At 69.6% G+C, this 26,822-nt stretch carries 23 protein-coding genes and 1 riboswitch; of the genes, 16 read left to right on the top strand and 7 right to left on the bottom strand.

Going from position 1 to position 26,822, the window contains the following annotated elements; translation table 11 throughout:
• The first annotated feature begins 161 nt into the window (after positions 1 to 161).
• Both BQ2383_RS06900 and BQ2383_RS06895 read left to right on the top strand, forming a co-directional pair.
• The gene (locus BQ2383_RS06900; RefSeq protein WP_091031608.1) at positions 162 to 1,889 is read left to right on the top strand and encodes an ABC transporter ATP-binding protein; all 1,728 of its coding nucleotides are present in this window, start codon (positions 162 to 164) and stop codon (positions 1,887 to 1,889) included.
• Entirely contained in the window at positions 1,886 to 4,150 is a 2,265-nt protein-coding gene (locus BQ2383_RS06895) for an ABC transporter ATP-binding protein (RefSeq protein WP_091031603.1), read from the top strand. The genes BQ2383_RS06900 and BQ2383_RS06895 overlap by 4 nt, the downstream gene beginning before the upstream one ends.
• Before the next feature lie 174 nt (positions 4,151 to 4,324).
• Here the strand turns inward: BQ2383_RS06895 and BQ2383_RS06890 are convergent, their stop codons facing one another.
• Positions 4,325 to 6,142 (bottom strand): D-alanyl-D-alanine carboxypeptidase, encoded by a 1,818-nt coding sequence (locus tag BQ2383_RS06890; protein WP_091031600.1) that lies wholly within the window; start codon positions 6,140 to 6,142, stop codon positions 4,325 to 4,327.
• Between the two features lie 82 nt (positions 6,143 to 6,224).
• A riboswitch (TPP riboswitch) is annotated at positions 6,225 to 6,336 on the top strand.
• Here BQ2383_RS06890 and BQ2383_RS06885 point away from each other — a divergent pair.
• The 3 genes from BQ2383_RS06885 to BQ2383_RS06875 all read left to right on the top strand — a co-directional run bounded on the left by BQ2383_RS06885 (position 6,327) and on the right by BQ2383_RS06875 (position 9,216).
• Positions 6,327 to 6,971, top strand: coding sequence for an ECF transporter S component (locus BQ2383_RS06885; protein WP_091032280.1), 645 nt, complete (start codon positions 6,327 to 6,329; stop codon positions 6,969 to 6,971). It overlaps the preceding riboswitch by 10 nt.
• Positions 6,971 to 8,428: an ABC transporter ATP-binding protein gene (locus BQ2383_RS06880; RefSeq protein ID WP_091031596.1), complete on the top strand. Its 1,458-nt coding sequence runs from the start codon at positions 6,971 to 6,973 to the stop codon at positions 8,426 to 8,428. The genes BQ2383_RS06885 and BQ2383_RS06880 overlap by 1 nt, the downstream gene beginning before the upstream one ends.
• Entirely contained in the window at positions 8,425 to 9,216 is a 792-nt protein-coding gene (locus BQ2383_RS06875) for an energy-coupling factor transporter transmembrane component T family protein (protein WP_091031592.1), read from the top strand. The genes BQ2383_RS06880 and BQ2383_RS06875 overlap by 4 nt, the downstream gene beginning before the upstream one ends.
• 19 nt (positions 9,217 to 9,235) lie before the next feature.
• On the opposite strand, the gene BQ2383_RS06870 is transcribed toward BQ2383_RS06875, so the two are convergent.
• Positions 9,236 to 9,970 carry an aminoglycoside 3'-phosphotransferase gene (locus tag BQ2383_RS06870; protein WP_091031589.1) on the bottom strand — a complete coding sequence of 245 codons (735 nt, stop codon included), beginning with the start codon at positions 9,968 to 9,970 and terminating at the stop codon, positions 9,236 to 9,238.
• A 218-nt stretch (positions 9,971 to 10,188) separates the two neighbouring features.
• Between BQ2383_RS06870 and BQ2383_RS06865 the strand changes: the two genes are divergently transcribed.
• Complete coding sequence (locus BQ2383_RS06865) at positions 10,189 to 10,947, top strand: SDR family NAD(P)-dependent oxidoreductase (RefSeq protein ID WP_091031587.1); 759 nt, start codon at positions 10,189 to 10,191, stop codon at positions 10,945 to 10,947.
• A gap of 44 nt (positions 10,948 to 10,991) precedes the next feature.
• A complete protein-coding gene (locus BQ2383_RS06860; protein WP_091031583.1) occupies positions 10,992 to 11,822 on the top strand; it encodes an SDR family oxidoreductase in 831 nt (276 codons plus the stop codon).
• Positions 11,823 to 11,838: 16 nt separating this feature from the next.
• Here the strand turns inward: BQ2383_RS06860 and BQ2383_RS06855 are convergent, their stop codons facing one another.
• The 5 genes from BQ2383_RS06855 to BQ2383_RS06835 form a co-directional block, all read right to left on the bottom strand.
• Entirely contained in the window at positions 11,839 to 12,600 is a 762-nt protein-coding gene (locus BQ2383_RS06855) for a sulfite exporter TauE/SafE family protein (RefSeq protein WP_091031580.1), read from the bottom strand.
• Entirely contained in the window at positions 12,597 to 13,292 is a 696-nt protein-coding gene (locus tag BQ2383_RS06850) for an ankyrin repeat domain-containing protein (protein ID WP_091031577.1), read from the bottom strand. The genes BQ2383_RS06855 and BQ2383_RS06850 overlap by 4 nt, the downstream gene beginning before the upstream one ends.
• A gap of 40 nt (positions 13,293 to 13,332) precedes the next feature.
• Positions 13,333 to 13,971, bottom strand: coding sequence for a bifunctional 4-hydroxy-2-oxoglutarate aldolase/2-dehydro-3-deoxy-phosphogluconate aldolase (locus tag BQ2383_RS06845; protein ID WP_091031574.1), 639 nt, complete (start codon positions 13,969 to 13,971; stop codon positions 13,333 to 13,335).
• An 83-nt stretch (positions 13,972 to 14,054) separates the two neighbouring features.
• Positions 14,055 to 14,612, bottom strand: coding sequence for a ribosomal protein L7/L12 (locus tag BQ2383_RS06840; RefSeq protein WP_091031572.1), 558 nt, complete (start codon positions 14,610 to 14,612; stop codon positions 14,055 to 14,057).
• 47 nt (positions 14,613 to 14,659) lie between these two features.
• Complete coding sequence (locus BQ2383_RS06835) at positions 14,660 to 15,421, bottom strand: GntR family transcriptional regulator (RefSeq protein ID WP_091031567.1); 762 nt, start codon at positions 15,419 to 15,421, stop codon at positions 14,660 to 14,662.
• Positions 15,422 to 15,592: 171 nt separating this feature from the next.
• On the opposite strand from BQ2383_RS06835, the gene BQ2383_RS06830 reads away from it, so the two are divergent.
• From BQ2383_RS06830 to BQ2383_RS06790, 9 genes are all read left to right on the top strand, one after another.
• A complete protein-coding gene (locus BQ2383_RS06830) occupies positions 15,593 to 16,294 on the top strand; it encodes an MgtC/SapB family protein (RefSeq protein WP_244175928.1) in 702 nt (233 codons plus the stop codon).
• 71 nt (positions 16,295 to 16,365) lie between these two features.
• On the top strand, positions 16,366 to 17,274 hold the full coding sequence (locus BQ2383_RS06825; protein WP_167381553.1) for a TIM barrel protein: 909 nt from the start codon (positions 16,366 to 16,368) through the stop codon (positions 17,272 to 17,274).
• The gene (locus BQ2383_RS06820) at positions 17,271 to 18,434 is read left to right on the top strand and encodes a Gfo/Idh/MocA family protein (RefSeq protein ID WP_167381552.1); all 1,164 of its coding nucleotides are present in this window, start codon (positions 17,271 to 17,273) and stop codon (positions 18,432 to 18,434) included. The genes BQ2383_RS06825 and BQ2383_RS06820 overlap by 4 nt, the downstream gene beginning before the upstream one ends.
• 62 nt (positions 18,435 to 18,496) lie before the next feature.
• Positions 18,497 to 19,906, top strand: a complete 1,410-nt coding sequence (locus BQ2383_RS06815; protein WP_091031553.1) for an extracellular solute-binding protein — start codon at positions 18,497 to 18,499, stop codon at positions 19,904 to 19,906.
• 2 nt (positions 19,907 to 19,908) lie between these two features.
• A complete protein-coding gene (locus BQ2383_RS06810; RefSeq protein ID WP_091031549.1) occupies positions 19,909 to 20,856 on the top strand; it encodes a carbohydrate ABC transporter permease in 948 nt (315 codons plus the stop codon).
• Positions 20,853 to 21,707, top strand: coding sequence for a carbohydrate ABC transporter permease (locus BQ2383_RS06805; RefSeq protein ID WP_205828681.1), 855 nt, complete (start codon positions 20,853 to 20,855; stop codon positions 21,705 to 21,707). The genes BQ2383_RS06810 and BQ2383_RS06805 overlap by 4 nt, the downstream gene beginning before the upstream one ends.
• Positions 21,707 to 22,780 (top strand): ABC transporter ATP-binding protein, encoded by a 1,074-nt coding sequence (locus tag BQ2383_RS06800; RefSeq protein ID WP_091031545.1) that lies wholly within the window; start codon positions 21,707 to 21,709, stop codon positions 22,778 to 22,780. Before BQ2383_RS06805 ends, BQ2383_RS06800 begins: the two co-directional genes overlap by 1 nt.
• Entirely contained in the window at positions 22,780 to 24,036 is a 1,257-nt protein-coding gene (locus BQ2383_RS06795) for a CehA/McbA family metallohydrolase (RefSeq protein ID WP_091031541.1), read from the top strand. Before BQ2383_RS06800 ends, BQ2383_RS06795 begins: the two co-directional genes overlap by 1 nt.
• Before the next feature lie 48 nt (positions 24,037 to 24,084).
• Positions 24,085 to 26,772, top strand: coding sequence for a hypothetical protein (locus BQ2383_RS06790; RefSeq protein WP_091031538.1), 2,688 nt, complete (start codon positions 24,085 to 24,087; stop codon positions 26,770 to 26,772).
• Positions 26,773 to 26,822: the final 50 nt, after the last annotated feature.

Raw genomic sequence — 26,822 nt, 5'->3', positions numbered from 1 at the left:
AACCGATGATCTCCGGGTGGAGGGGTTCGCTGTCAGCGAAGGTCAGCCCCGAGGGGGATACGAATGTCCACGGTTCGTGGCACTCTGTCTTGTGGCCGGTTGTCGGTCGGCATCCGTCTGCCGAGAAACCCGCCGTTTCATCCTTCCTAGAAAGTCCGCCTGTGCTGGGAAAAATCCTCTTCCGCTATCTCTCCCGATACCGGTGGCTGCTGCTCGGTGTGCTGGTGTTCCAGCTCGCCAGCGCTGCGGCGACCCTCTACCTCCCGCGCCTGAACGCCGACATCATCGACAAGGGCGTCGCCCAGGGTGACACCGCCTACATCTGGGGCACGGGTCTGTTCATGCTCGCCGTGTCGCTGGGGCAGATCATCGCCTCGGTCACCGCGACCTTCTTCGCCGCGCGCGCCGCGATGGGCGCCGGCCGCGACATCCGCGCCGACGTCTTCGGCAAGGTCAGCGGCTTCTCCGAGCGCGAGGTGTCGCAGTTCGGCGCCGGCTCGCTCATCACCCGCAACACCAACGACGTGCAGCAGGTGCAGATGCTCGCGATGATGGGCGCCACCATGCTCGTCACCGCCCCGCTGCTCGCGATCGGCGGCATCTTCTTCGCCATCCAGACCAACGTCGGCCTCAGCTGGCTGATCGCGGTCTCGGTGCCGGCGCTGCTGATCCTCGCCGCGCTCGTGATCGGCCGGATGGTGCCGCTGTTCCGCAGCTACCAGGGCAAGCTCGACAACGTCAACCGCATCATGCGCGAGCAGCTCACCGGTGTGCGCGTCGTGCGCGCGTTCGTGCGCGAGCGCATCGAAGAGGAGCGTTTCCGCGGGGCCAACACCGACATCATGGTCGTCGGCCGCAAGGTCGGCTCGCTGTTCGTGCTGCTGTTCCCGCTGTTCATGCTCATCCTCAACGTGACCGTCGTCTCGGTCATCTGGTTCGGCGGCATCGAGGTCAACAACGGCACGGTGCAGGTCGGCACGCTGTTCGCCTTCATGCAGTACATCGGCCAGATCATGGGCGGTGTCATCATGGCGAGCTTCATGGCGATGATGATCCCGCGCGCCGCGGTCTCCGCCGAGCGCATCGGCGAGGTGCTCGACTCCGAGTCCACCCTGGCGCGCCCCGAGAACGGCGTCAGAGAGTTCCCGGTGCCCGGAGCAGTCGCGCTCGACGACGTCGAGTTCACCTACCCCGGCGCCGACTCCCCGGTGCTGCGCGGCATCAGCTTCGCGGCCGAGCCGGGAGAGACGGTCGCGATCGTCGGCTCGACCGGTTCCGGCAAGACGACCCTCATCTCGCTCATCCCGCGGCTCTTCGACGTCTCGGGCGGCTCCGTCCACGTCGGCGGCACGGATGTGCGCGAGGCCGACGTCGAGTCGCTGTGGGACAGCATCGGCCTCGTGCCGCAGCGTCCGTTCCTCTTCACCGGCACCGTCGCGTCGAACCTGCGCTACGGACGCGAGGAGGCGACCGATGAAGAGCTCTGGCACGCGCTCGACATCGCGCAGGGTCGCGACTTCGTCGAGGAGATGCCCGATGGGCTCGACTCGCGCATCGCCCAGGGCGGCACGAACGTCTCCGGCGGTCAGCGGCAGCGTCTCGCGATCGCGCGTGCGATCGTGCACCAGCCGCAGATCCTCGTGTTCGACGACTCGTTCTCGGCACTCGACCTCACCACGGATGCCCGGCTGCGCCAGGCGCTGTGGCGGGAGCTCCCGCACGTGACGAAGATCGTGGTCGCGCAGCGCGTCTCCACGATCACGGATGCCGACCGCATCGTCGTCCTCGACGGCGGCACCATGGTCGGCGTCGGCACGCATGAGCAGCTGCTCGAGACGAACGACACCTATCGAGAGATCGTCGAGTCGCAGCTGGGGGTGGACGCATGAGCGAGCAGAACAACGAACAGGGCGCGGTCAAGCGCGGCCGCGGCCGCGGAAAGGCGGCGACGGCAGTGGCCGAGGTCGAGCTGTCGGCCGAGGAGCAGTACGAGGCCGAGCTCGCCGAGCAGGCGCGCCAGAACTCGGGTGACTGGGACAGCGTGGCGCCGGGCAAGGCCGACAACTTCGGTCCGAGCTTCGCGCGCATGATCGGGCTGCTGAAGCCCTCGGCGATCTGGTTCGTCTTCGTGTCGATCCTCGGCGCCTTGGGCGTCGTGCTCACGGTCGCCGCGCCCAAGGTGCTCGCCGAAGCGACGAACCTCGTCTACAAGGGCTTCATCTCCATCCAGCTCGGGCAGCCGAACGGCGACTTCCCCGGCTTCCCGGCCGGCACACCGCAAGACGTCGTGATCGATGCCCTGCGTGGTTCGGGTCAGGACGACTTCGCGAACCAGGTCGGGGCGCTGGGCGACTTCACCGTCGGCCAGGGCGTCGATTTCGAGGCGCTGCGTCTGGTGATCGCCGCGGTGCTCGCGATCTACGTGGCTGCGGCATTCCTCACCTGGATCCAGGGTTACGTCATCAACGTGATCATGGTGCGCACCATGTGGCGACTGCGTGAGTCGGTCGAGGCGAAGATCAACCGCCTGCCGCTGGCGTACTTCGACAAGGTGCAGCGCGGTGAGCTGATCTCGCGCGTCACGAACGACATCGACAACATCACGCAGACGATGCAGCAGTCGCTCTCCGGTGCACTCACCTCGGTGCTCACCGTGATCGGCGTGCTCGTCATGATGTTCTCGATCTCGTGGCAGCTCGCGCTCGTCGCACTCATCACGCTGCCGCTCATGGCGGTCATCTTCGGCATCATCGGACCGCGTTCGCAAAAGGCCTTCGGCACGCAGTGGCGCAAGGTCGGTCGACTGAACGCCCGTGTCGAGGAGGCATTCTCCGGTCACGCGCTGGTGAAGGTCTTCGGACGCGAGAAAGATGCTCTGGACAAGTTCCAGGTCGAGAACGAAGAGCTGTTCCAGGCGAGCTTCAAGGCACAGTTCCTCTCCGGCATCATCATGCCGGCGATGATGTTCGTCGGAAACCTCAGCTACGTGGGCATCGCGGTGCTCGGTGGCCTGATGGTGGCGAACGGCCAGCTGCGACTCGGCGACGTGCAGGCGTTCATCCAGTACTCGCAGCAGTTCACGCAGCCGCTGTCCGAGCTGGGGGGCATGGCTGCCGTGGTCCAGTCGGGCACGGCATCCGCCGAGCGGGTGTTCGAGCTGCTCGACGCCGACGAGCAGGAGGCGGACGACGCCGATGCTCCCGAGCTCGTCGAGGGCAAGGGCGTCATCGAGTTCGAGAACGTCGCGTTCTCGTACACGCCCGACCGCCCGCTCATCCGGGACCTGTCGTTCCGGGTGGAGCCGGGGCAGACGGTCGCGATCGTCGGACCCACCGGAGCGGGCAAGACGACGCTGGTCAACCTGATCATGCGCTTCTACGAGCTCAGCGGCGGACGCATCACCCTCGACGGTCAGGACATCGCCGAGGCGACCCGCGACGAACTGCGCTCACGCACCGGCATGGTGCTGCAGGACCCGTGGCTGTTCGCCGGCAGCATCCGCGAGAACATCCGATACGGTCGCTCCACGGCGACCGATGAAGAGGTTCTCGCCGCCGCCAAGGCGACCTACGTCGACCGCTTCGTGCATGCCCTTCCCGAGGGTTACGACACCGTGCTCGACGAGGATGCCGCGAACGTCTCGGCGGGCGAGCGTCAGCTCATCACCATCGCCAGGGCGTTCGTCGCGCAGCCGTCGATCCTCATCCTCGATGAGGCCACGTCGGCGGTCGACACCCGCACCGAGCTGCTGCTGCAGCACGCGATGGCTGCGCTCCGCGAGGGTCGCACGTCGTTCGTGATCGCGCACCGCCTGTCGACCATCCGCGACGCCGACCTCATCCTCGTGATGGAGCACGGCGACATCGTGGAGAAGGGTACGCACGACGAGCTCATCGCCGCGCAGGGCGCTTACTGGCGTCTGTACCAGTCGCAGTTCGAGCAGGCAGCGACCGACATCGACGCTGAAGACGCTCTCACCGGATCGACGCCCGTCGTCGTCACCGGAGAGGCCGGCGACGACGAGAGTGCGAAGGAAGAAGCCGCCGCCGTGGCCGGAGCATCGGTCGGGGCCCAGGCGCCCGCGGCCGAGGTCGCCGCCGCGCAGGCTCTGCTCGAGGACGGCGCCGACGGCTCCGCTCCTCGCGGCTGATCCCGCCGCACACGCCTCACGCACAGCGCCCCCTCCCGCACACGCGGGGTGGGGCGCTGTGCTGTGTGCGCGGTTCTGCGTGCCAGGTGCTGTGTGCGCAGCAGGTGAGGAGTCAAAGAACGCCGCCTCCTCAGGCCTGGAGGCGGCGTTCTTTGACTCTTCAGGGTGAGAGAGTCAGCGTGCGTCGGTGGTGATGCCGAGGAGCTCGAGCGGGTGGGTCAGACGCCACCAGGGACTCGGGCCCTCGACGTCTCGCGCCAGGACCAGGGGAACCGTCGCGCTGTCGAGCGGTCCGACGGTGGTCATCGTTCCCACCGTGTCGTCTTCATCGCGCTCGTCCGCGAGGTCGAAGGTCGGCGTCGCCGTCGCAAGGGCGCCGTTCCAGAGCACCACATCGGCGTCGGAGTCGGTGACGACCTCGACATCCTCACCCCACAGGGTCGTGACGCGTCCGACGACCGTACCCGCGGCGACCGCCGGGCCCTGCGCCTGCAGTGCAGCTTCGGTCTCGGCGAAGAGCGAGCGGGTCAGGGCGAGCCGCTCATCGTCGCCCGCCTGGTTCAGCGCGGCGGCGTACAACTTCACCGTCGTGTCGCCGACCGTCACATCCTTCGCCGTGAGCAGGTTCCAGCCGACCAGCGTGCCGGTCTTGATGCCGACGACACCCGGGTCGGCGAGCATCTTGTTCGTGTTGACGACCGTGCCCGCGCCGGGCAGGTCGACCGATTTCGTGCCCACGATCTCGGCGAACACCGGATTCTGCATCGCCAGCTCGCCCAGTGCGATGAGCGAATCGGGCGTCGAGACGTTGCGTTCGTCGAAGCCCGACGGGGTGACGACCGTGATGCCGGTGAGGTTGCGCTCTCTCAGCCAGGTCTCCGCGGCGGACGCGAACTCCCGGTCGGAGCCCCAGATCTCGGAGGCGAGCCGATCGATGTAGTTGTTCGCCGAGCCGAGGAGCGTGCCCTGCAGCAGCTGGTACTCGGTCAGCACGCCGTCGACGGGCACATCCAGCGCCGACTGATCACTGCGCCGGTAGTCCCAGTACTCCACGCTGTCGCGGTAGCTGAAGCGGAACTCGGGGCCCTGCTCGCCGAGGGCCAGCGGCATCCGGTCGAGCACCATCAGGCTGCTCACGACCTTGGTGATGCTCGCGATGCTGACGGCACCGGGGTTCGAGGCCACCGTGCTCAACCCGCCGATGCCGACAGCGGCGCTGCCCTCGCCGGGCCAGGTGGGCGCAGCCGCGGCGGCGGGGACCGTGCTGAACTCGACGGACTGCACCGTGGGCGGCACTTCGTGCAGCGGCCAGAGCATCGTCGTGCCGGCGTAGGCGGCGACGATCGCGACCAGCGTCGCCAACGGCACCAGGATCCCCGGACGGGCGATCGCCGGTCGCAGGTGGGCCCCGCGCATCAGTCCGCCTGTCTGCTCAGCCTCGGCCGGCTCGTCGAGGGTGGCGAGAGGCGGGTGCGCGGCGACCGTTGCGGCATCGACCCAGGTGAGGGCCGTCGCCCCGGTCGTGTCATCCGCCCACTGCGGTGCGCTCGCGTCGAGGAGAGCATTCGCGTCGTCCGCCGGCTCTTCACCGGTCGTCCGCTCGGACGGGACGAACGGCGGTTTGGTCAGCGGGGGTGTCGTCGGGATCGCATCCCCGGGCTCAGCGGGCTCCATGGCCTCGACGGGCTCGACGGGTTCGGTGAGGAACTCGGGTTCCGGCTCGACGTCGCCGCCCGTGGACTTCTGCGTCGTGAACAGCGCGCCGATCGCCGCGGAGTCGACCGGGATCGCCGGGGCCACGACGGCGTCCGGAGGGCGCACATCGCCCGCGAACAGCCGGTCGGCGGCGAAGGCTGAGGAGTCGCCGGAGTCCGCTGGTGCAGCGTCCCGCGCGGCCGGCAGGTCGTCGACGGGTCCGGAGGGGACGGCGTCCGGCGAGCTGTCGCCATCGACGACGCCCGTCGCCTCGTCGGCGGGATCTGAAGCGGTCACTCGTTTACGGTACCCAATCCCGGGCGCGTTGCGCGGCGCGCAGCCTCGTCGCGCACGGGGTGTCGTGAGCCGGTAGGCTCTTCAGCACAACCACGGGAGTCCGGCGAGCCGGGCTGAGAGGGAGCGAATCGCGCTTCGACCGTCGAACCTGATCTGGGTCATGCCAGCGCAGGGAGGAGTTCAGATGAGCACGTCCACGTCCACATCGGCGTCCACGAAGGCCCAGGCCTCGCCCCCGGCCAGGAGCTTCCTGCGCTGGCGCATCGTCGACATCGTCGTCGCCAGCGTCATCGGTGTCGCCGCCGGCCTGATCTTCCTCGCGTGGAACGTCGGCTACCTCGGCCCGAAGGCCCTGCTCGAGCCGCTGCTCCCCGGCGTCCAGGGCCTCCTCGACGGCCCGTGGCTCTTCGCCGGCGTGCTCGGCGGGCTGATCATCCGCAAGGCGGGCGCGGCGATCTACGTCGAACTGCTCGCGGCGGTCGTCTCCGCCCTCATCGGCAACCAGTGGGGCGGATTCCTCACACTCGAGGCAGGACTCGTGCAGGGCCTCGGCGCCGAGCTGATCTTCCTCCTCTTCTTCTACCGCCGCTGGTCGCTGCCGGTCGCGATCCTCGCGGGTGCCGGTGCTGCCCTCGCGGGCGGGATCAACAACCTCGTGCTCTGGTACGCCGGCTCCGGGCCCGCCTTCACGACGATCTACCTGATCAGCACGGTCATCTCCGGTGCCGTCATCGCGGGTGCGCTGTCGTGGGTGCTGGCGCGAGGCATCGCCGCGACCGGAGCGCTCGACCGATTCGGCTCCGGGCGCGAGGCGCGCGTCCGCGTCTGATGACGGCGGATCACACCGTCCCCGCCGCCGTCGAGGCACGCGGCTGGGGGTGGCGCCACGCGAGTCGCCTCGCCTGGGCGCTCAGCGACGTCTCGTTCCGCATCGACCCCGGTGAGCGCGTGCTGGTGCTCGGCGCGTCCGGCGCGGGCAAGTCCACCCTGCTGCACGGACTCGCGGGCGTGCTCGGCGGCGAGGAAGAGGGCGAGAGCACGGGCGAACTGCTCGTCGACGGTGCTCCCGCCGTCGCCACCCGGGGGCGTGCCGGCCTCGTGCTGCAGGACCCGGACTCGCAGGTGATCCTGGCGCGAGCGGGCGACGACGTCGCCTTCGGCTGCGAGAACCTCGGCGTTCCGCGGGCGGAGATCTGGCCGCGGGTGGAGGCGGCGCTGGATGCCGTCGGCCTCGATGTGCCGCTGGACCACCCGACCAAGGCGCTCTCCGGCGGACAGAAGCAGCGGCTCGCGCTCGCCGGCATGCTCGCGATGCGTCCGGGTCTCGTGCTGCTCGACGAGCCGACCGCCAACCTCGACCCGACCGGGGTCGTCGAGGTGCGTGACGCGGTGCAGCGGATGCTGCAGGCGCAGCCCGCGACGCTCATCGTCGTCGAGCACCGCCTCGAGGTCTGGCTGCCGCTCATCACCCGCGTGATCGTGATCGGGGCCGGGGGAGTGGTGGCCGACGGGGCACCCGGCGAGGTGCTCGGCGACCAGGGTGCACGGCTCGCGGCCGACGGCGTGTGGGTGCCGGGGCACGCTCCCGCCGCCCCGCCGCCCCCGCGCGGGATGCCGGGGGAGACTCTGCTCTCGGCGCGCGGACTCGCCGTCGCCCGCGTCAAGGGACGCCCGGTCGCCACCGGTATTGACCTCGACGTGCACGCCGGCCAGGCGCTGGCGATCACCGGTCCGAACGGCGCAGGAAAGTCCACGCTCGGGCTCACTCTCGCGGGACTCCTTCCGCCGGCCGCGGGTGACCTGACGGCATCCGCCGTGCTCGCCGCCGGGGCTGATCCCTCGCCGATCCGCTGGGCGTCGCGGGATCTGCTGACCCGCATCGGCATGGTGTTCCAGGAGCCGGAGCATCAGCTGCTCGCCAAGACCGTGCGTGAGGAGCTCGCCGTCGGTCCGCGGGCGCTCGGCACGCCCGAAGACGAGATCACCGCCCGCAGCGACGAACTGCTCGACCGTCTGCGGCTGTCGCACCTCGCCGCCGCCAACCCGTACACGCTCTCCGGAGGCGAGAAGCGCCGGCTCACGGTCGCTGCGGCCATCGCGACCCGGCCCCGCATACTCGTCCTCGACGAACCCACTTTCGGGCAGGACGCCCGCACCTGGGCGGAACTCGTCGCCATGCTCGCGGCGCTCCGCGACGAGGGGTCGGCGATCGTCACGATCACCCACGACCTCGACGTGGCACGCGCGCTGCACGCCGAGCGGTTCGAACTCGGAGGCGTGTCATGACCCTGCTCGACACGCAGGCGCGCACCGGAGCGCTCGCCGCCGTCAATCCGGTGGCCAAGCTCGGGGTCAGTGCGCTGATCGCGGTGCCGCTGATCCTGACGCTCGATCCGGTGTCGGCATCCGTCGCCCTCGTGCTGGAGTTCGTGCTGTTCCTGTCCGCCGGAATCGGCTGGCGCGAGTTCTGGATGCGCACCTGGCCGGTCTGGCTCGCCGCACCCCTGACCGGCCTGACCATCGCGCTCTACGGCGAGACGAGCGGCACCGTCTACGTCGACTGGTTCGTGCTGCGGATCAGCGAGGGGTCGCTCGCGCTCGCCCTCGCCACCATGCTGCGGGTGCTCGCGATCGCGCTGCCCTCGGTCGTCCTGTTCATCACGGTCGACCCGACCGACCTCGCCGACGGCCTCGGCCAGATCCTGCGGCTCCCCGCCCGGTTCGTGCTCGGCGCGCTCGCCGGGTTGCGGATGGTGGGGCTCTTCCTCGACGACTGGCGAGCGCTCGAGCTCGCCCGCCGAGCGAGGGGCGTGGCCGATCGTGGTCGCATCCGCCGGTTCCTCGGCATGGCGTTCGCGCTGCTCGTGCTGTCGATCCGCCGCGGAGCGAAGCTCGCCACCGCCATGGAGGCCCGGGGATTCGGGGCTCCGGGGCGGCGGACCTGGGCGCGCGAGTCGCGGTTCGGCGCGGCCGAATGGATGCTGCTCGCCGTGGGAGCCGCGATCTCGGGTATCGCGATCGCGGCAGCCGTCGCCACCGGGGCGTGGAACTTCATCCTCGGCCCTGGCGCCTGAGCGCGGTGTCAGCGCGGGATCACGTCGCGTTCCAGAGATCTCGGTAGTAGGCGAGGCGCTCGCGGTCGGGCTCGACGCCGTAGGCCTCGATGAGCGCGTCCTCCCAGCCGGGGCCGTAGTTCCACTCGGTGCTCATGGCGGCGACGGCGATGTCGGCCCAGCGGTCGGCCACGCCGAGCATGGCCAGGTCGACGTGCGCGAGCCAGTGGCCGTCGTCGCCCACCAGAGTGTTCGGGCAGCAGGCATCGCCGTGGCAGACGACGAGGCGGTCGATCTCGGGTGCGGTTCGGAGTGCCTCCGGCATGACGATGCCGCGCTGTTCGGCGTTCTCGATGCGCGACGACACGCTCCATTCCCAGGGGCAGTCCGCGACGGGCAGGGCGTCGTGCATGGCGCGGAGTGCCTCGCCGACGGCACGCACGGCGGTCGCGGGTTCGGCGATCCACCGTGGGTCCACGGCGCTCAGCCCGTCGAGCCCGGCGGTGACCATCCACTCGTGCGTCTCGTCGGCGCCGCTGTCGAGCACGGTCGGCACCGTGATCCACTGCGAGGCCCACTGCATCCGCTCCGCCTCGTCGCGCAGCGTGGACTCGAGGTTCCGCGGTCCCCACTTGATGAAGAACGGTTCGCCCTGGCCTGTGGCGCGGAAGGTCAGCCCGCCGGCATTGTTCCGCCACACGCACTCGAGGTCCGCACCGCGGGCGAGGAGCCGGACGCGATCGGGCACGACGACGTCTTCGGTGGGGATGGTCATGCTCCCATCCTGCCGGAGGCTTCGGATGGGGGGACCGATCCGGCCGCAGGCTTCGGATGTCTGGACCGTTCTCGGTGGAGACGGTGTCGTAGGCTCGCTGTGAACGCAGCTCCTGCGGGCTGGCGCCACCCGTTTCGTGGTGGAACCAGGAACCACGTAGGCTGAGACCGCGTTCCAGCGAAGCGTGTCGCGCAACGACGTTCGAAGGAGAACCTCAGATGCAGATCAGCGGTCAGGGTGCACTCATCACCGGAGGGGCCTCCGGCCTCGGGCTCGCCACCGCACGCAGGCTCGTGGCGGCAGGAGCCCATGTCACGATCATCGACCTCCCCTCGTCGAAGGGCGCGGAGATCGCGGACGAGCTCGGCGGACTCTTTGTCGCCGCCGACGTCACGAGCGCCGACGAGGTGCAGGCGGCCGTCGCCGCCGCGCAGTCCGCGGCCCCCCTGCGCGTCGTCGTGAACTGCGCCGGTATCGCGCCGCCCGCCAAGGTGCTCGACCGCGAGGGGAATCCCGCGGTGCTCGCCGACTTCGAGCGCGTGATCCGCATCAACCTCGTCGGCACGTTCAATGTCATCTCGCAGGCCTCGGCCGTGATCGCGAAGAACGAGCTGCACGACGAGGAGCGCGGCGTCATCGTCAACACCGCGAGCGTCGCCGCCTTCGACGGGCAGATCGGTCAGCCCGCCTACTCCGCATCCAAGGGTGGGGTGCACGCGATGACCCTCCCCGTCGCACGCGAACTCGCCCGCCACGGCATCCGGGTGTGCACGATCGCCCCCGGCATCATGGAGACGCCGATGCTGATGGGGCTCCCGCAGGCCGCGCAGGACTCGCTCGGCCAGCAGGTTCCCTTCCCGTCGCGCCTCGGTCGCCCCGACGAGTACGCCGCCCTCGTGCAGCAGATCGTCGAGAACGGTTACCTCAACGGCGAGACCATCCGTCTCGACGGCGCCATCCGCATGGCCCCGAGATGACCGCAGCCCCCACTTCCCGTCGCGATCAGAACCCAGGAGAAACCATGTCCCTTGCCGGAAAGACCATCCTGATGTCGGGCGGCAGCCGCGGAATCGGACTCGCGATCGCGCTGCGGGCAGCTGCCGACGGTGCGAACATCGCGATGCTCGCGAAGACCGACACCTCGCATCCGAAGCTCGAAGGCACCATCCACACGGCCGCCGAGCAGATCCGGGCAGCCGGCGGCAACGCGCTCCCGATCGTCGGCGACGTGCGCGACGACGACGACATCACCGAAGCGGTCATGAAGACGCAGGGCGAGTTCGGCGGCATCGACATCGTCATCAACAACGCCAGCGTCATCGACCTCTCGCGCTCGCTCGACCTGGGCGCCAAGAAGTACGACCTGATGCAGGACGTCAACGTGCGCGGCACCTTCATGCTGTCTCGCGCGGCCGTGCCGATCCTGAAGGATGCCGAGAACCCGCACATCCTCTCCCTCTCGCCGCCGCTCAACCCGAGCCCGAAGTGGCTCGGCGCGCACACGGGGTACACACTCGCGAAGTTCGGCATGACGCTGGCGACGCTCGGCCTCGCGGCGGAGTTCGCGCGCGACGGGATCGCCGCCAACACGCTGTGGCCCCGCACCACAATCGCGACGGCGGCTGTGCAGAACCTGCTCGGCGGCGACAAGGTCATGGCCGCGAGCCGCACGCCCGCGATTTACGCGGACGCCGCGTACGCCGTGCTCCTCAAGCCCGCGGCGTCGTACACGGGGCAGTCGCTCATCGTGGAAGACGTGCTCGAGGACGACGGGGTGACCGACTTCTCCGGCTACGCCGCGATCCCCGGCACACCCGACAGCGCGCTGTTTCCGGACATCTTCCTCGACTGAGGGCGGGGCACGCCGCTCAGATCAGCAGGTACACCGCGCCGAGGATCGTCAGCACGATCACGATGCGGTCGAACACGCGCTGGTTCATGCGCCGCGCGACCCGGAGGCCGAGCAGCGCACCGATCACCACGAGCGGGGCGAGCACGGCATCCATCAGCAGCACCGGCGGGTGGAACAGCCCGAGGCCGGCGAGGAACGGCACCTTGATCACGTTGATGATGGCGAAGAACCACGCCGAGGTGCCGAGGAACACCTGCACCGGCGTGCGGGTGGCCAGGAAGTACATCGACATGACCGGTCCGCCCGCGTTGGCGACCATGGTCGTGAAACCACCGAGCGTGCCGTAGGCGCCCGCGAGCACGATGCCACCCGACGGCGGGGCCACCGTGTCGGCCTTCGCGTCGGCCTTGCTCTGCCGCCATCGGCGCCACAGGGTCACGGCGATCATCAGGAGCAGGATCACGCCGATGGCCCGGCGGACCACCCCGTCACCGGCGAGTGCGAGGAACGCGAATCCGACGAGGAGTCCCGCGATGACCGCGGGCGCGAGGCGTAGCAGCGTCGGCCAGTGGGCGTGCCGGCGGTAGGCGAACAGCGCGAACAGGTCGCCCACCATGAGCAGCAGCAGGGTCGCGGCCGTCGAGGTGCGGGCGGGCAGCACCGCGGCGAACAGGGCGATGGCCAGGATGCTGCCGCCGGGCAGTGCGGTCTTGGAGATGCCGATCGTGACCGCGGCCACGGCGAGGGCGACCCAGGCCCACGGGTCGAGCGCGATCACCGTTCGAGTTCGGCGACGATCGCGTCGTAGCCGAGCTTCCTCGCGAGGTCGACCGGCAGCACACCGTCACCGTCGCGGATGCCGGTGTCCGCCCCGCCGTCGAGAAGCGCGCGCACGACCTCGACGTAGCGGGAGGAACCGTCGCCGAGCACGATCGCCTCGTGCAGCGCCGTCCAGTTCAGGTTGTTGACGTGGTTCGGGTCGACACCCGCCTCGAGCAGGATCTCGACCGTCGACAGCAGTCCGCGTTCGGAGGCCGGGATCAGGGCGGTGCCGCCGAAGCGGTTCGTGCTCGTCAGATCGGCGCCGCTCTCGAGCGTCAGGCGCAGGATCTCGTCGTGACCGCGGGCCCCGGCGTACAGGTAGGCGGAGTCCTGGATGTCGTCCTTCGCGTTCACGTCGGCGCCGGCCTCGATGAGCGCCCGTGCCGCGTCGACCTGATCCGCCTTGGTCGCGGCGACCAGGGCGGTCATGCCGCCGTCGCCCCGCGCTTCGATCGCAGCTCCCGCATCGAGGGCCGCGCGCACGGCATCCTCATCTCCGTCTCCGGCGGCGATGAGCAGGTCCTGAGTGGCGTCGGACATGGAGACCTCCGGTGTCGGTGCGGACGGGGCGCGGTTCGCGGTGCAAGCCGTCGCGGTCAGCAGCACGGCGACGAGTGCACTGAGGATGAGGGTCGGGCGCACACGCATGCGTCTGGTATACCAAACGATGCTGAACGCCGTCGGCCGATCAGCTGCGAGTGGCGGCGAGTGCGGCCGTGAACCGGGCGGCGCGCTGCTCGATGTCGGCCCAGTCGGATGCGGCGATCGATGCGCCGTTGGCCAGGTCGCCACCGGCGCCGACCGCGACCGCACCCGCCGCGAACCAGGCTGCGAGGTTGTCGGGGCTCACGCCGCCGGTCGGCATGAGCGGGGCGTCGGGGAACGGGCCCCGCAGTGCGCCGAGGTACGACGGGCCGCCCAGCGATGCCGGGAAGATCTTCACGACGTCGACGCCCAGCTCGAGCGCGCCCATCACCTCGGTGGGGGTCATGGCGCCGGTCATCACGACGCGATCGGTGTCGAGCATCGAGCGGGTCAGGTGAGGGAGCGTGCCGGGGCTGACGAGGAACTCCGCCCCCGCATCCGCGGCCGCCGCTGCCTGCGCGGCGGTCGTCACGGTCCCCGCGCCGATGTACGCGGCGTCGCCGTGGCGGGCGATGAGTTCGCGGATCACGGCGGGCGCGTCGGGCGTCGAGAAGGTCACCTCGATGCCGGTGACCCCGCCGCGGATGATCGCCTCGGAGGCCTCCAGGGCCAGCTCGGGGGACGAAGCGCGGAGCACGGCGAGGATGCCGGTGCTGCGGGCGCGGTCGAGACGGTCTGTCATGAGGCTCCTTGCGGTGGGGGACCCTCCCATTCTCCCTTGCCGGGGAGTCCGCTTCCGCGCGGGGAGGTACCGGTCCGTCGCGCTCAGCTGCGGTGCGGAACCCAGGCGTCGATCAGGAGCTTCGACTCCTTGAGCCCGAGGCCCGTCTGCTCCCGGAGCAGCTTGATCGCGCCGATCTGGGAATCGCGGGCGATGAGACCGTCGATCTCGGATGCCACGGATGCCGGCAGTGAGGCGCGCACGGTCGACGGCGTCAGCGCACTCGGGGTGATGGAGGAGTGCACGGCGCTGGCGTTCGACACGGCGGCGAGGTGCGGAGCGGTCGTGCTGGCCGACCAGTGCTCCACGCGATCCTTCGCCTCTTTCAGGCCCACGCCGGTGTGGTCGCGGTAGAGCTTGATGGCGTGGATCTTGTGCCCTGCTCCGACGAGCCGGTCGATCTCGGCGACGACGTCGGGGGTGAGTCCGGAGGCGGGTGCCGACGCCGAGGAGGCGGGTGCGGAGCGAGGCGTCGCGGCCGTCGGCGTGAAGACCTGCGGTTCCGGAAGCTTCGGCCGCATCCCGCGCAGCGCGATCGTCAGGATCGCGACGACGACGATCAGGCCGACGACGATCCCGACGATCCACAGCACAGCATCCATGGGGTCAGTCTACGGAGACGCCATCCGCCGCCCCAGGGGCTTGCGGGCTACTTGGCGACGAGCGTGGTCTCGAAGCGGTAGAGGTCGGGACGGTAGCAGTGGTGTCCGAACTCGATCGCCGCGCCGGACTGGTCGAACGAGATGCGCTCCATCGTCAGCAGCGGCCCGCCGGCTTCGATCTCCAGCAACTCGGGCTCGTCGGCCTCCGCCCGCCGGGCTCCGATCTTCTGCTTGGCGACGCGGATGGCCACGCCGCGCGCACGCAGCACCTGGTAGAGGCCGCGGGATTCGAGCTGCTCCGACGAGATGTTCGCGAACTCGCCCGGCAGGTAGTTCTCCAGCACGGCGACGGGGACGCCGTCGGTGCTGCGTCGTCGGCGCAGATGCAGCACCTCGGTGCCGGGGGCGAGGCCCAGCGCAGCCGCGACCTCGTCGGGTGCCGCGATCACCTCGTGGGTGAGCACCTGTGTCCCCGGTTCGTGATGGGCGCTCTGCAGGTCTTCGAACAGGCTGGTGAGCTCGACCTGGCGTGTGACGGAGCCCTGCACGACCTGGGTGCCGATGCCACGGCGCCGTACGAGGAGGCCCTTGTCGACGAGCTCCTGGATGGCGCGCCTGATGGTGGGCCGGGACAGGCCGAGCTGCTCGGCGATCGAGATCTCGTTCTCGAGGCGGGCACCGGCGGGGATGGCGCCGGATTGGATCGCGCTCTGGAGGCGCGTCGACACCTGGAAGTAGAGCGGGACGGGTCCCGTGCGGTCGATGTCGGCGAACAGATCGTTCGGCCACGGAGTGACGAGATCGGCCATGGTGCTCCGCTTTCTGTGAGGGAGTCATATTGTAGCGACAATCATACGATCGCCCATGTCACCTCTCTTTCGGCGGATCCGGGCGGTGAGGCGCGCGGAGATATCCGTTCCGAGGGCGACCTGACCCGTGAAATGCATAAAGTGCTATTGTTCGGACATGATGGAGTTCTCGTGAGCATCGTGGGGGATCCGCACCTGCTCGTGGAGCTCGGACTCCTCGCTCTGGCGTTCGTCCTCTCGCTCGCCGTCGGGATCGAGAGATCGCGCAAGCTCAAGAGCGCCGGGCTGCGGACGCACGTCCTGGTGGGGATCGGCTCCGCGATCTTCACGCTGATCTCGGCCTACGGATTCGACGGAGTGCTCGGCCCGGACGTGGCCGTCGATCCCTCTCGCATCGCGGCGCAGGTGGTCTCGGGCATCGGCTTCCTCGGGGCCGGGGTCATCTTCGTGCGCAACAACGCCGTCTCCGGGCTGACCTCCGCCGCGACCATCTGGGTCGTGGCGGCGATCGGCATGGCGTGCGGGGCCAACATGCCGCTGCTGGCGATCGCCGGCACGGGGCTGCATCTGCTGACGGTCGGCCCCCTGTCCCGCGTGCGCGACCGGTTGCGGCCCGAGCCGGAGCGGCTGCGGGTCACGCTGCAGTACGAGTCCGAGCGCGGTGCCATCCGCGAGGTGCTCGCCGCCGCCGAGCGCCGCGGTCTTCCCGCCACCCTCCTCGGAGCCGCACGGATCCACGGGGACTCCGACATGCGCGCGACGCTCGAGTTCGCGGAGGCTTCGCCCGAGATGCGGTCGGAGCTGATAGACGCGATCGCGCGGCTCGACGGGGTGCGATCGGTCGTGGTCCAGGGCTTCTCGGACGACGATTGATGCATATGTAATTACCTGCTAACATTTTCACCGGGCCTCGGGTCCGCCGTTCAATGGAGAAAGGAAATCGAGTGATCCGTATCGCGAATGCGCCGGTGAGCTACGGAGTCTTCGAGCTGGCTCGGCCGGATCTCGTCGCTCTCCCCGAAGGGGAGGAGCTCGCGCGCTGGATCAGCGAAGCCGGCTACCAGGGCATCGACCTCGGTCCGGTCGGCCTCCTCGGTCGCGGGACGGATCTCACGGATCGCCTGCAGAGGTACGGCCTCGAACTCGCCGGCGGCTGGATCGATCTGCCCTTCGCGGGCACCGATGACGAATTCGAGCGCGCGCTCGCCGACCTCGACGGCATCCTCGACGTCTTCGTCGCCGCCGCCGAGACCGGTCCGGTCCTCGCCCCGCTCCCGACCCTCGCCGATTCCGGCAGCGCCGAGCGCAAGGCACGCCCCGGTGGCGCTCCCGAGCTCACCCTCCGCGGCGACGACTGGGCCCGGTTCGCCGATCGCGTGAACATCACGACCGCCCGGGTGCGCGACCGCGGCCTCGAGCCCACGTTCCACCACCACGCCTGCACCTACGTGGAGACGCCGGAAGAAGTCGACGCGCTGCTCGCGTCGACCGATGTCGGACTCACCTTCGACTCCGGTCACCTCCTCATCGGCGGAGGCGACCCGCTGCCCGACTACCGTCGTTGGCGCGACCGCATCAACCACCTGCACCTGAAGGATGCGCGCACGCAGATCCTGCGCGAGGCGCTGCAGACCGACGACCCGATGCGGTCGGTGTGGGAGAAGCGCGTCTTCGTGCCTCTGGGCGATGGCGACCTCGCCGTCACCGAGCTCGTTGACGAGATCATCGACAGCGGATACGACGGATGGCTGATCGTCGAGCAGGACGTGGTTCCCCGCTCCGCCGCCGAGGTCGAGCAGGCCAAGGCCGAGCAGATCGCCAACCGCGACGCCCTCCGGAAGTGGTTCGCATGAGCATCACGCGCGTCGCCGTCATCGGCCTGGGAGCGATCAGCCAGAGCGTCCACCTGCCGCTGCTGCGCAGGAACGCCGAGAGCTTCGAGATCGCCGCCCTCGTCGACCTCTCCGCCGAGCGCACCGCCGCCATGGCCGTCCGCTACGGGGTCGCCGACGACCGTCGGTTCTCCTCCGTCGACGACCTGATCGCCGCGAAGGACGAGGGTGCGCTCGCGATCGACGCCGCCATCCTCGCCACCACCGGCTCCCACGCCGGCGATACGCTGCGCCTCGTGCGGGCCGGCATCCGGGTGCTCGCCGAGAAGCCCCTCGCCTACTCGCTCGCCGAGCTCGATGCGCTCACCGCCCACGCCGCGGAGGCGGGGATCGACCTGCGCGACTGGGTGCGCGTCGGGTACATGAAGGAGTACGACCTCGCGTCCCTCCGAGCCAAGGAGCTCCTCGCCGACGTCGACCTGCGCGCGGTGAGCGTGCAGGTGATGCACCCGCTGGACGGTTCGCAGCTGGCGTACGCCCGCCTCGCGGCGCCCACCGGCGACGTCTCCCGCGAGACCCTCGCTCCGCTGATCGACGCGACGTCGGCGATCGTCGACTCGGCCGTCGGCTCCGACCTCCCCGTCGACCTGCGCACGCTCTACACGAACGTCGTGCTCGGCTCGATCGTGCACGACGTCGGGCTGCTGCGCATGCTCATCGGCGGTCTGGGCGAGGTCCAGTTCGCGCAGCACTGGGGGCCGAAGATGCCCGGTTCGGTCCACCTGCGCGGTGCGCTCGCCCGCGACGAGACACCGTGGACCCTCGACTGGCACTACATCGACGCCTACCCCGACTACCAGGAGACCGTCACCTTCCACCACGAGACCGGCTCGATCGAGCTCGTCTTCGGAGTGCCGTATGTGACCAACCTCCCCACGATCCTCCGTGTGACCGAGAACCACCCGGAGCTGGGTATCCGCGTGAGCGAATCGCGCTGGATGCAGCAAGAGGCTTTCGAGAACGAGCTGTTCGCGCTGGCGGCACTGGTCCGCGGCGAGCGCCCCGACGGGGCGAGCGTCGAGGAGTCGATCGCCGATGTGCGCGTCGGGCAGCGGATGATCCGCGCGCTCGCGCTCTCGAAGGGCTTCGCACTCGACCCGAGCACCGAAGCCGCGCAGTAGTCACCCCCACCCGAGACCGAGCGGCATCCGCTCGGCGATCAGCGACACAGAAAGGTCCAGAAATGGTCACGAATGGAAAGCGCCGCCTTCTTGCGGCGTTCGCCCTCACCACTGTCGGTGCGGTCGTCCTCGCCGGCTGCTCCGGAGGATCAGAGCCGGAGGCCGAGGAGGAAACCGGACCGGTCACCCTCACCCTCACCACCAACTCCATCACCGGCGGCAAGAACGCCGCCGAGGCGGATTGGATCGCCGACTGGGTCATCCCCGAGTTCGAGAAGGCCATGAAGGCGGAGGACAAGGACGTCACCGTCGAGTTCCAGCCCCAGGGCGTCGACGACGAGGACTACAAGACCAAGATCGCCCTCGACCTGCAGTCGGGCAAGGGCGCCGACATCATCGGCATGGACGGCATCTGGGTCGGCGAGTTCGCCGAGGCCGGATACATCAAGCCGCTCGCCGATGTCGGCGGAGACGCGGTCGACGACTGGGACGGCTGGGCGCAGATCCCGGATGCCGTGCAGAACGCCCTCTCGTTCGACGGCGACCGCTACGGGGTGCCGCAGGGCGCCGACGGCCGCGTGCTCTACTACAACAAGGACCTCTTCGCGCAGGCGGGGCTCGACGAGGACTGGGGTCCCGAGAGCTGGGACGACATCCTCGATGCGTCGCGCGACCTCAAGAAGCTCGACGGCGTCACCCCGATCCAGCTCAACGCCGGCACGGCGATGGGCGAGGCGACCACCATGCAGGGGCTGCTGCCCATGCTGGTCGGCACCGGCGAGCAGGTGTACGAGGACGGCAAGTGGATCGGCGCCACCGACGGCATGGAGAAGGCGCTCGACCTCTACGAGACCATCTACGTCGACGAGGGCCTCGGCGACCCGGTCCTCCAGCAGGAGGCCTCGGGACGCGACACCTCGTTCCAGCTCTTCGCCGAGGGCAAGATCGGCATCCTGCTCGAGGGCGACTACTTCTGGCGCTCCGTGATCAACCCCGAGGAGGGTGTGGGAACCGCCCCCATGGCCGACCGTGACAGCGCCGTCGGCTACGCCAAGATCCCGGCGGTCGAGCCCGGTGAGGGCATCGACGGTCAGGACTTCGTCTCGATGTCCGGGGGAACCGGTCGTGTGCTCAACCCCAACTCGAAGCACGCCGAACTCGCCTGGGAGCTGCTCGCCTTCATGAACTCTCCCGAGGCGTACGAGGCGCGTGCCGCCGGCACCCTGGCCATCTCGCCCCGCAACGACGTGAACGAGAAGCTGCTCTCCTCCGACCCGATGCTCACCTTCGTCAGCGAAGAGGTGCTGCCGATCACGGCCTACCGTCCGGGACTCGCGGCCTACCCGCAGGTGTCGGTGCTGCTGCAGCAGGCCACGCTCGACGTCGCCACCGGAACCTCGGTCGACGATGCGCTGAAGACCTACGTCCGTGGTCTCGAAGGCGTCGTGGGTCCGGACGCGATCTCCGAGTGACCATGACGCAAGCAACGATGCCGGCGGGGAGCGTCACCACTCCCCGCCGGCGCCGCGCAGAGGATGTCGCGGGTCTCGGTCGGGCCAGGGCCACGCTCTTCGCGGCACCCGGTCTGCTCCTGATCGGCCTGTTCCTCCTCTTCCCGGCGATCTGGACCGTCTACCTCGGCATGACCAACTACCGGTTGACCGGCTTCGCCGCCGCCAACCCGGAGTTCATCGGCCTGGACAACTTCTCCACGGCTCTCAACGATCCGCGCTTCTGGAACTCGCTGTGGCTCACGCTCGTCTTCGTGCTCGTCTCGGGGATCATCGGGCAGACGATCCTCGGCTTCGCGCTGGCCTGGATGCTGCGCAACGTGCGTGCGGGGGTGAAGACCTTCATCGAGACGCTCGTGCTCGCCGCCTGGGTCATCCCCGCCTCGGTGGCGTCGTTCCTCTGGCTCGCGCTCCTGGATCGGCGCACCGGCACCCTGAACTCCCTCCTCGGCACCGAGGGCGCCGCGTGGCTGATCGAGCACCCGATGGAGTGCATCATCATCTTCAACATCTGGGTCGGGACCGCGTTCTCGATGCAGCTGTTCTCCTCGGCGATCAGCGCGGTGCCACCGTCGCAGCTCGAGAGCGCGCGCATGGTCGGCGCCAACACGTGGCAGCAGCTGCGCGATGTGATCCTGCCCAACATCAAGGGCCACCTGCTGACCAACACCCTGCTGATCACGCTGTGGACGTTCAACACCTTCACGCCCTACCTGCTCACCGCGGGCGGGCCGAACGGTCAGACCGACATCCTGTCGGTGTACATCTACCAGACCGCCATCCCCGGCGGGCAGCTGGGCCTCGGTGCAGCGATCTCGCTCATCATGCTCCTCATCAACCTCGTGATCGCGCTGATGTACACGCGCGTCTCGCGGGGTAAGAGCACCAAGAAGAAGAAGGTGACCTCATGATGACCACCATCAAGACGGTCGTGCGCGACCGCTCGGTGACCCACTTCGTCTCGCGGATCCTGTTCACGGTCGTGCTCGTCATCGTGTCGCTGTTCTTCGCCCTGCCGATGGTGTGGCTGGTCCTGGCCCCGTTCGACGCGACCCCGTCGCTGACGGTGTCGTGGCCGGACTGGACGCTCGACAACTTCGCGCGACTGGTCGAGAACCCCTACGCGATGAAGTCGATCCTCAACTCGCTGATCCTCGGCGTCGGAACCATGGCGCTCGTGATCGTCCTCGGCGCGCTGGCGTCGTATGCGATGAGCCGGATCAGCATCCCCGGCCGCGACGGCATCCTCTACGGTCTGCTGCTGCTCTCGTCGATCGTGACGGGGACGGCGGCCATGGTCCCGACGTTCCAGCTCATCAACCAGCTGCAGCTGATCAACACGCACGTCGGCGTCATCCTGGTGCTGGCGGGCGGCATCCTGCCGACGGTGATCTTCATCCTCAAGGACTTCATGGACTCGATCCCGAAGTCCTACGAGGAGTCGGCGCGGCTGTACGGCGCCGGCCCCTTCCGCATCCTCAAGGACATCGTGGTGCCGATCGCCCGCCCGGGTCTCGCGTTCATCGCGATCTGGACGATCGTGCAGGTCTGGGGCAACTTCCTCGTTCCGTTCCTGCTGCTGCGCACGCCCGACATGCAGCCGGCCGCCGTGCTCATGTACACCTTCTACACCGAGAGCGGCCAGGCCGACCTCCGTCTGATCTCGGCGTTCTCGCTGGTGTTCTCGGTGCCTGTCCTGCTCATCTACTTCTTTGTGAACCGTCGCTACGGTTTCCGCTTCCACGGAGGGATCAAGTCCTGATGGCCGCCATCATTGCAACCGAACTCGTCAAGGAGTACCCCGGCGGGGTGCGCGGCGTCGACAGTGTCGACGTCGAGATCGCGGACGGCGAGTTCTTCGCGCTCCTCGGCCCCTCCGGCTGCGGGAAGACCACGCTGCTGCGGTCGATCGCGGGTCTGGAGAGCATCACCTCCGGAAAGCTCACGATCGGCGAGAAAGACGTCACGAATGCGGAGCCGGGCGAGCGCGGCGTCGCGATGGTCTTCCAGGACTACGCGCTGTTCCCGCACATGGACGTGGGCGACAACATCGCCTACCCGCTGCGGATCCGCCGCGTGGGGAAGACCGAGCGCCGCACCACGGCCGAGTCGGTCGCGAACGGACTGTCGCTGAACGGACTCATCGAGCGCCGCCCCGGCCAGCTCTCCGGTGGTCAGCAGCAGCGCGTGGCTCTCGCCCGCGCCGTCGCGACCCGCCCCGACGTGCTGCTTCTCGACGAGCCGCTGTCGAACCTCGACGCCCGGCTGCGCCTCGAGGCGCGCACGTTCCTCAAGGAGCTGCAGCGCGACCTGGGGGTCACGACCGTATTCGTGACCCACGACCAGGCCGAGGCGCTCGCGCTCGCCGACCGGATCGCTGTCATGAAGTCCGGCAAGCTCCAGCAGATCGGCTCGCCGCGCGAGATCTTCCACCGCCCGAACAACACGTTCGTCGCGGGGTTCATCGGCTCGGTGCCGATGAACCTGCTCGAGACCGCGGTCTCGGGAGGAACCGTGCGGATCGGTGAATCCGATGTGACGGTTCCGACCGAAGCCGCCGCGTCGGCGCGCGAGGGGCAGACCGTGATCTGGGGCATCCGTCCCGAGTACCTGCGCTGGTCGACCGAGCCCGTCGAGGGCGGTATCGCTGCCGAGGTCGTCGTGACCGAGACCCTCGGTGCGACGAGCCTGGTGCTCGTGAGCGCGGGGGAGCACAAGCTCCAGGTCGTCGTCCCCGAGGAGCAGGAGCCGGCGCCGGGCGACCGCGGCTGGATCGTCCCGCAGCTCAACCGTGTGCTGCTGTTCGACGCCGAGAGCACCGAGCGGATCGGCTGATGAGCACCATCCGCACCACCCTCCACCTCACCCACGAGATCCAGAACGCCGACCGCTACGTGCGGGTGCCGTTCGACGTGCCCGCCGGCACCGACTCGCTCGAGGTGCGCATCTCGTACGACAGTGAGGCGGCGGTGATCGACCTCGGCTGCGAGGGCGCCGCAGGGTGGCGCGGATGGTCGGGCGGTGCGCGTACCTCCTCCGTGATCCGCACCGACGACGCCACGCCCGGGTACCTGCCCGGCCGCCCCGAGGAGGGCGAGTGGAACGTGATCCTCGGCGTGCACCGGCTGAGTGCCGGCGGCGCCGACATCACGGTCGAGATCTCGCTCCCCGCGGAGTCGACGATCGATCACGGACCGGATGCGGCCCCCGTGACCGGGGTGCCGCGGGGGAGTACGAGAAACCTCCCGGCGCCCGCCGGCCTGCGCTGGTTCGCCGGCGACTTCCACGCCCACACCCTCCACTCGGACGGCCGCGAGAGCATCTCGGGGCTCGCCGCACTGGGCGCGAGGGCCGGGCTCGACTTCCTCGCCGTCACCGACCACAACACCACCAGCCACCACGCGCACCTCCCGGGTGTCGGGATGCAGCACTCCATCACGCTGCTCCCCGGGCAGGAGGTGACCACGCACCGCGGTCACGCGAACGCCTTCGGCGACATCGGCTGGATCGACTTCCGCCGCCCCGCGCAGGAGTGGGTCGACGAGGTCGAGCGCCGCGGCGGTGTGCTCAGCGTGAACCACCCGATCTCGGGCGACTGCTCGTGGCTGCATCCGCTGGAGCGCGCCCCGCGGGCGATCGAGCTGTGGCACTCGACCTGGTACCGGGAGCTCATCGCGACCTCGCCGCTCGCCTTCCACGAACGGTGGGACAAGGATGCCGTGCTCCTCGGCGGCGCCGACTTCCACATGCAGAGCCAGGGCGTCGGCCCGGGCACTCCGACGACCTGGGTCGCGGCGGAGGACGCATCGCCCGAGGCGATCCTCGCCGGAGTCGCCGCCGGGCGCACCGCCATCATGGGCGGGGTGACCGTGCGCGACGGGCTCACCGCACCGGACCTCTTCACCGCCCCCGTCCTCCTGCGCATCGAGGACGAGCTCCTCGCCATCGACGCCGACGGACTGATCCTCGTCGACGGCGCCGGCGAGCGTCGCTCGGTGCACGGCGATCGCGTCGCGTTCCCGGCCGCGCGCTCCGCCGGCCCCCACTACCTGCTGCACCCCGACCGCAGCATCGCCGCCCTGTGCGCCTGACCGGCCGCACGCCCCACACCTTTCCCCAGAGAATCAGGAGTCCCGCCCGTGACCAGTGAGATCGTCGTCGTCCCCCACACCCACTGGGACCGCGAGTGGTACGAGCCGCACGATGTGTTCCGTCTGCGCCTGGTGCACATGCTCGACCGGCTGATCGGCATCCTCGAGGCGGAGCCGGAGTACCGGTTCACGCTCGACGGACAGGCCGCGGCGATCGAGGACTACCTCGAGATGCGCCCGGACATGCGCGACCGGGTCGTGGCGCTGGTCGAGCGGGAGCAGCTCAGCGTCGGCCCGTTCCTCATCCTCCTCGACGAGTTCGGCTGCGACGGCGAGACGATCATCCGCAACCTCGAGCTCGGCCGCGCCGCGAGCGCGCGTCTCGGACGCACGATGCCCGTCGGCTACCTCCCCGACATGTTCGGCCACGCGGCCCAGATGCCGCAGATCCTGTCGGGCTTCGGCATCCGGCACAGCGCCCTCTGGCGCGGCGTCCCCGCCGACATCGCCGAGCACGCCTTCTCGTGGGTCGCTCCCAACGGCGACGCCGTGCGGTGCGAGTACCTCTTCGACGGCTACGGCAACGGACTCGACATGTTCGCCCTGCCGGGGCAGCTGCCCGAACTCGCCCCCGACTACGCCGCCCGCACCGCATCCTGGTACGGCGACGACCCGGTGCTCGCGATGCTGGGCACCGACCACTCGGCACCGCCCGAGGACCTCGCCGAGGTCATCCGCGACTACGACGCGGGCGGGCGCGAACCGCACCTGTCGATCGCGACGCTCGACGAGCACCTCTCCCGGTATGAGACGGATGCCGCATCGCTTGCGGCCCTCCCGCAGGTGCACGGTGAGATGCGCTCGCACGCCCGCGGCAACCTCCTGCCCGGCGTCTTCTCGATCCGCACGAACCTCAAGCGCGAGATGGCCCGCTCCGAGCAGGCGCTCACCGCCGCCGAGCGCCTCGACCTGATGTACGGCACCCGCGACCACCGCTCGTTCTTCGACACGGCCTGGTACCGCATCGTGGAGAGCACCGCGCACGACTCCGTGACCGGATGCGGCGTCGACGCGACAGCCGAGCAGGTGGGCACGCGCATCCACACCGCCGGCCACATCGCGCGCGGTGTGATCGACACCGTGCTCCGTGACGTCTCGGCTGCCGTCTCGCCCGCACAGCACCTCGTGTTCAACCCCTCGGGGTTCGCCCGGCGCGCGCAGGTCGAGGTCACGCTGCACGGTGTCGACGCGGGCTCGCTCTCCGCGGGTGTGCAGCTGCTCGACCCGCTGACCACCGTCCTCGGCGACGAGTGGATGCGCACGGCCGACCTGCCGAAGATCCTCCGCCGCATCCACGGCCGCGAGCTCTTCGGCCAGCAGATCAACGGCTACGAGTGGGGCGAGCGGTCGCTGCGCTTCCAGGTCGCCGAGAGCCCGCAGGGCGTGTGGGACCTGGCCGCGTTCACCGTCGAGCTCGAGGAGCGCGTCGCCGCGGATGCCGCGGGCGACGACGTCTGGCACGTCGAGACCATCGCCGACCCTCGGCACCGGGCGCTCCTGGCCGTCGACGTCGACGGCCTCGCGCTCGCCGCGGTCGGCGAGACCACGGCGCCCGCATCGGCTGACGCGGTCACCGTGACGAGCGGATCGCTCTCCAACGGCGCGCTGACCGCGACCGTGAACGCCGACGGCACCGTCCGCATCGACGGTGCGGACGGCTCGTCGATCGACGGCGCGCTCGCTCTCGTCGACGACGGCGACTGCGGCGACTCCTACAACTACGGTCCGGTCGATGCGGCATCCGCCGTCTCGGCGCCCTCGTCGGTCGAGGTGACCGTGCTCGAGGAGGGGCCGCTGCGCGGCCGCATCCGCATCCGCCGGGTCTACGACCTGCCGGAGCGCTTGGACGCGGACCGCCGGCGCTCGACCTCGACGGTGCCGCTCGTGACCGAGACCACGATCGAACTGCGCGAGGGCGAGGGCTTCCTGCGCGTCGGCATCGACTACGTGAACACCGCCTCCGATCACCGGCTCCGGGTGCTGGTGCCCGTCGACGGCGCCGGGCTCGACTCCTCCCGCAGTGCCGGGCAGTACGGCACGACCGTGCGCGGTCGCGAGGCCGAGGGTGGCTGGGGCGAGTTCCCGCTGCCGACCTATCCGGCGTACCGCTTCGCCGCGGCGGGCTCGACCGCGGTGCTGGTGCAGAAGCTGTCGGAGTACGAGCTGGTGTCGACGGCCGACGCGCCGGATGCTCTCGCGGTCACGCTGTCGCGCTCGGTCGGGATGATGAGCGTGAACGTGCATCCGCTGCGCGACGAGCCGGCCGGATCCGAGATCCCCGTGCCGGGCGCCCAGTACCTCGGAGTCGCCGTGCACACCGATCTGGCGATCCTGGTCGGCGCTGACGACGCGACCGCGGTGCGCGCCGCCGATCTCTTCCGGCACGACCCGCTCGTCGTCCGCGGTTCGGGTGCGGCCGACGGCCCGCTGCCCGAGGCGGCGTTCCCCGTGCGGCTGTCGGGTGATGTCGTGCTGGAGTCGGCGCGGCGCGTCGGCACCGAGGCGGAGCTCCGGTTCGTGAACTACCTGGCCGAGGAGCGCGAGCTGGCGTTCACGTCGCCCGGCGACTGGGCGCGGGTCGACCTGGCCGGTGAGGTCCAGGGCGGCGCCTTCGACGTGGCGGCTGCTCGCGCGGTCGGCGGCGGGATGCTCAGCATCCGCCGGGCGATCGACTGATCTCGGCGAGTGAGCTACTAAGTGCTAATGTTAAGACAAATGAGCGAGAG

The organism is Microbacterium oxydans (assembly GCF_900095745.1).
Lineage (GTDB): Bacteria > Actinomycetota > Actinomycetes > Actinomycetales > Microbacteriaceae > Microbacterium > Microbacterium oxydans_B.
The sequence above is the reverse complement of the archived record's forward strand: the minus strand, read 5'-3'. Positions and strand labels throughout refer to the sequence as shown.

What these genes read in the sequence shown, in the direction of transcription:
- BQ2383_RS06795 (WP_091031541.1), top strand. Translation starts at nt 22,780, where the DNA reads ATGAGCACCATCCGCACCACCCTCCACCTCACCCACGAGATCCAGAAC.
- BQ2383_RS06815 (WP_091031553.1), top strand. Translation starts at nt 18,497, where the DNA reads ATGGTCACGAATGGAAAGCGCCGCCTTCTTGCGGCGTTCGCCCTCACC.
- BQ2383_RS06850 (WP_091031577.1), bottom strand. Translation starts at nt 13,292, where the DNA reads ATGCGTGTGCGCCCGACCCTCATCCTCAGTGCACTCGTCGCCGTGCTG.
- BQ2383_RS06805 (WP_205828681.1), top strand. Translation starts at nt 20,853, where the DNA reads ATGATGACCACCATCAAGACGGTCGTGCGCGACCGCTCGGTGACCCAC.
- BQ2383_RS06835 (WP_091031567.1), bottom strand. Translation starts at nt 15,421, where the DNA reads ATGGCCGATCTCGTCACTCCGTGGCCGAACGATCTGTTCGCCGACATC.
- BQ2383_RS06875 (WP_091031592.1), top strand. Translation starts at nt 8,425, where the DNA reads ATGACCCTGCTCGACACGCAGGCGCGCACCGGAGCGCTCGCCGCCGTC.
- BQ2383_RS06895 (WP_091031603.1), top strand. Translation starts at nt 1,886, where the DNA reads ATGAGCGAGCAGAACAACGAACAGGGCGCGGTCAAGCGCGGCCGCGGC.
- BQ2383_RS06810 (WP_091031549.1), top strand. Translation starts at nt 19,909, where the DNA reads ATGACGCAAGCAACGATGCCGGCGGGGAGCGTCACCACTCCCCGCCGG.
- BQ2383_RS06845 (WP_091031574.1), bottom strand. Translation starts at nt 13,971, where the DNA reads ATGACAGACCGTCTCGACCGCGCCCGCAGCACCGGCATCCTCGCCGTG.
- BQ2383_RS06885 (WP_091032280.1), top strand. Translation starts at nt 6,327, where the DNA reads ATGAGCACGTCCACGTCCACATCGGCGTCCACGAAGGCCCAGGCCTCG.
- BQ2383_RS06860 (WP_091031583.1), top strand. Translation starts at nt 10,992, where the DNA reads ATGTCCCTTGCCGGAAAGACCATCCTGATGTCGGGCGGCAGCCGCGGA.
- BQ2383_RS06865 (WP_091031587.1), top strand. Translation starts at nt 10,189, where the DNA reads ATGCAGATCAGCGGTCAGGGTGCACTCATCACCGGAGGGGCCTCCGGC.
- BQ2383_RS06820 (WP_167381552.1), top strand. Translation starts at nt 17,271, where the DNA reads ATGAGCATCACGCGCGTCGCCGTCATCGGCCTGGGAGCGATCAGCCAG.
- BQ2383_RS06880 (WP_091031596.1), top strand. Translation starts at nt 6,971, where the DNA reads ATGACGGCGGATCACACCGTCCCCGCCGCCGTCGAGGCACGCGGCTGG.
- BQ2383_RS06840 (WP_091031572.1), bottom strand. Translation starts at nt 14,612, where the DNA reads ATGGATGCTGTGCTGTGGATCGTCGGGATCGTCGTCGGCCTGATCGTC.
- BQ2383_RS06870 (WP_091031589.1), bottom strand. Translation starts at nt 9,970, where the DNA reads ATGACCATCCCCACCGAAGACGTCGTCGTGCCCGATCGCGTCCGGCTC.
- BQ2383_RS06800 (WP_091031545.1), top strand. Translation starts at nt 21,707, where the DNA reads ATGGCCGCCATCATTGCAACCGAACTCGTCAAGGAGTACCCCGGCGGG.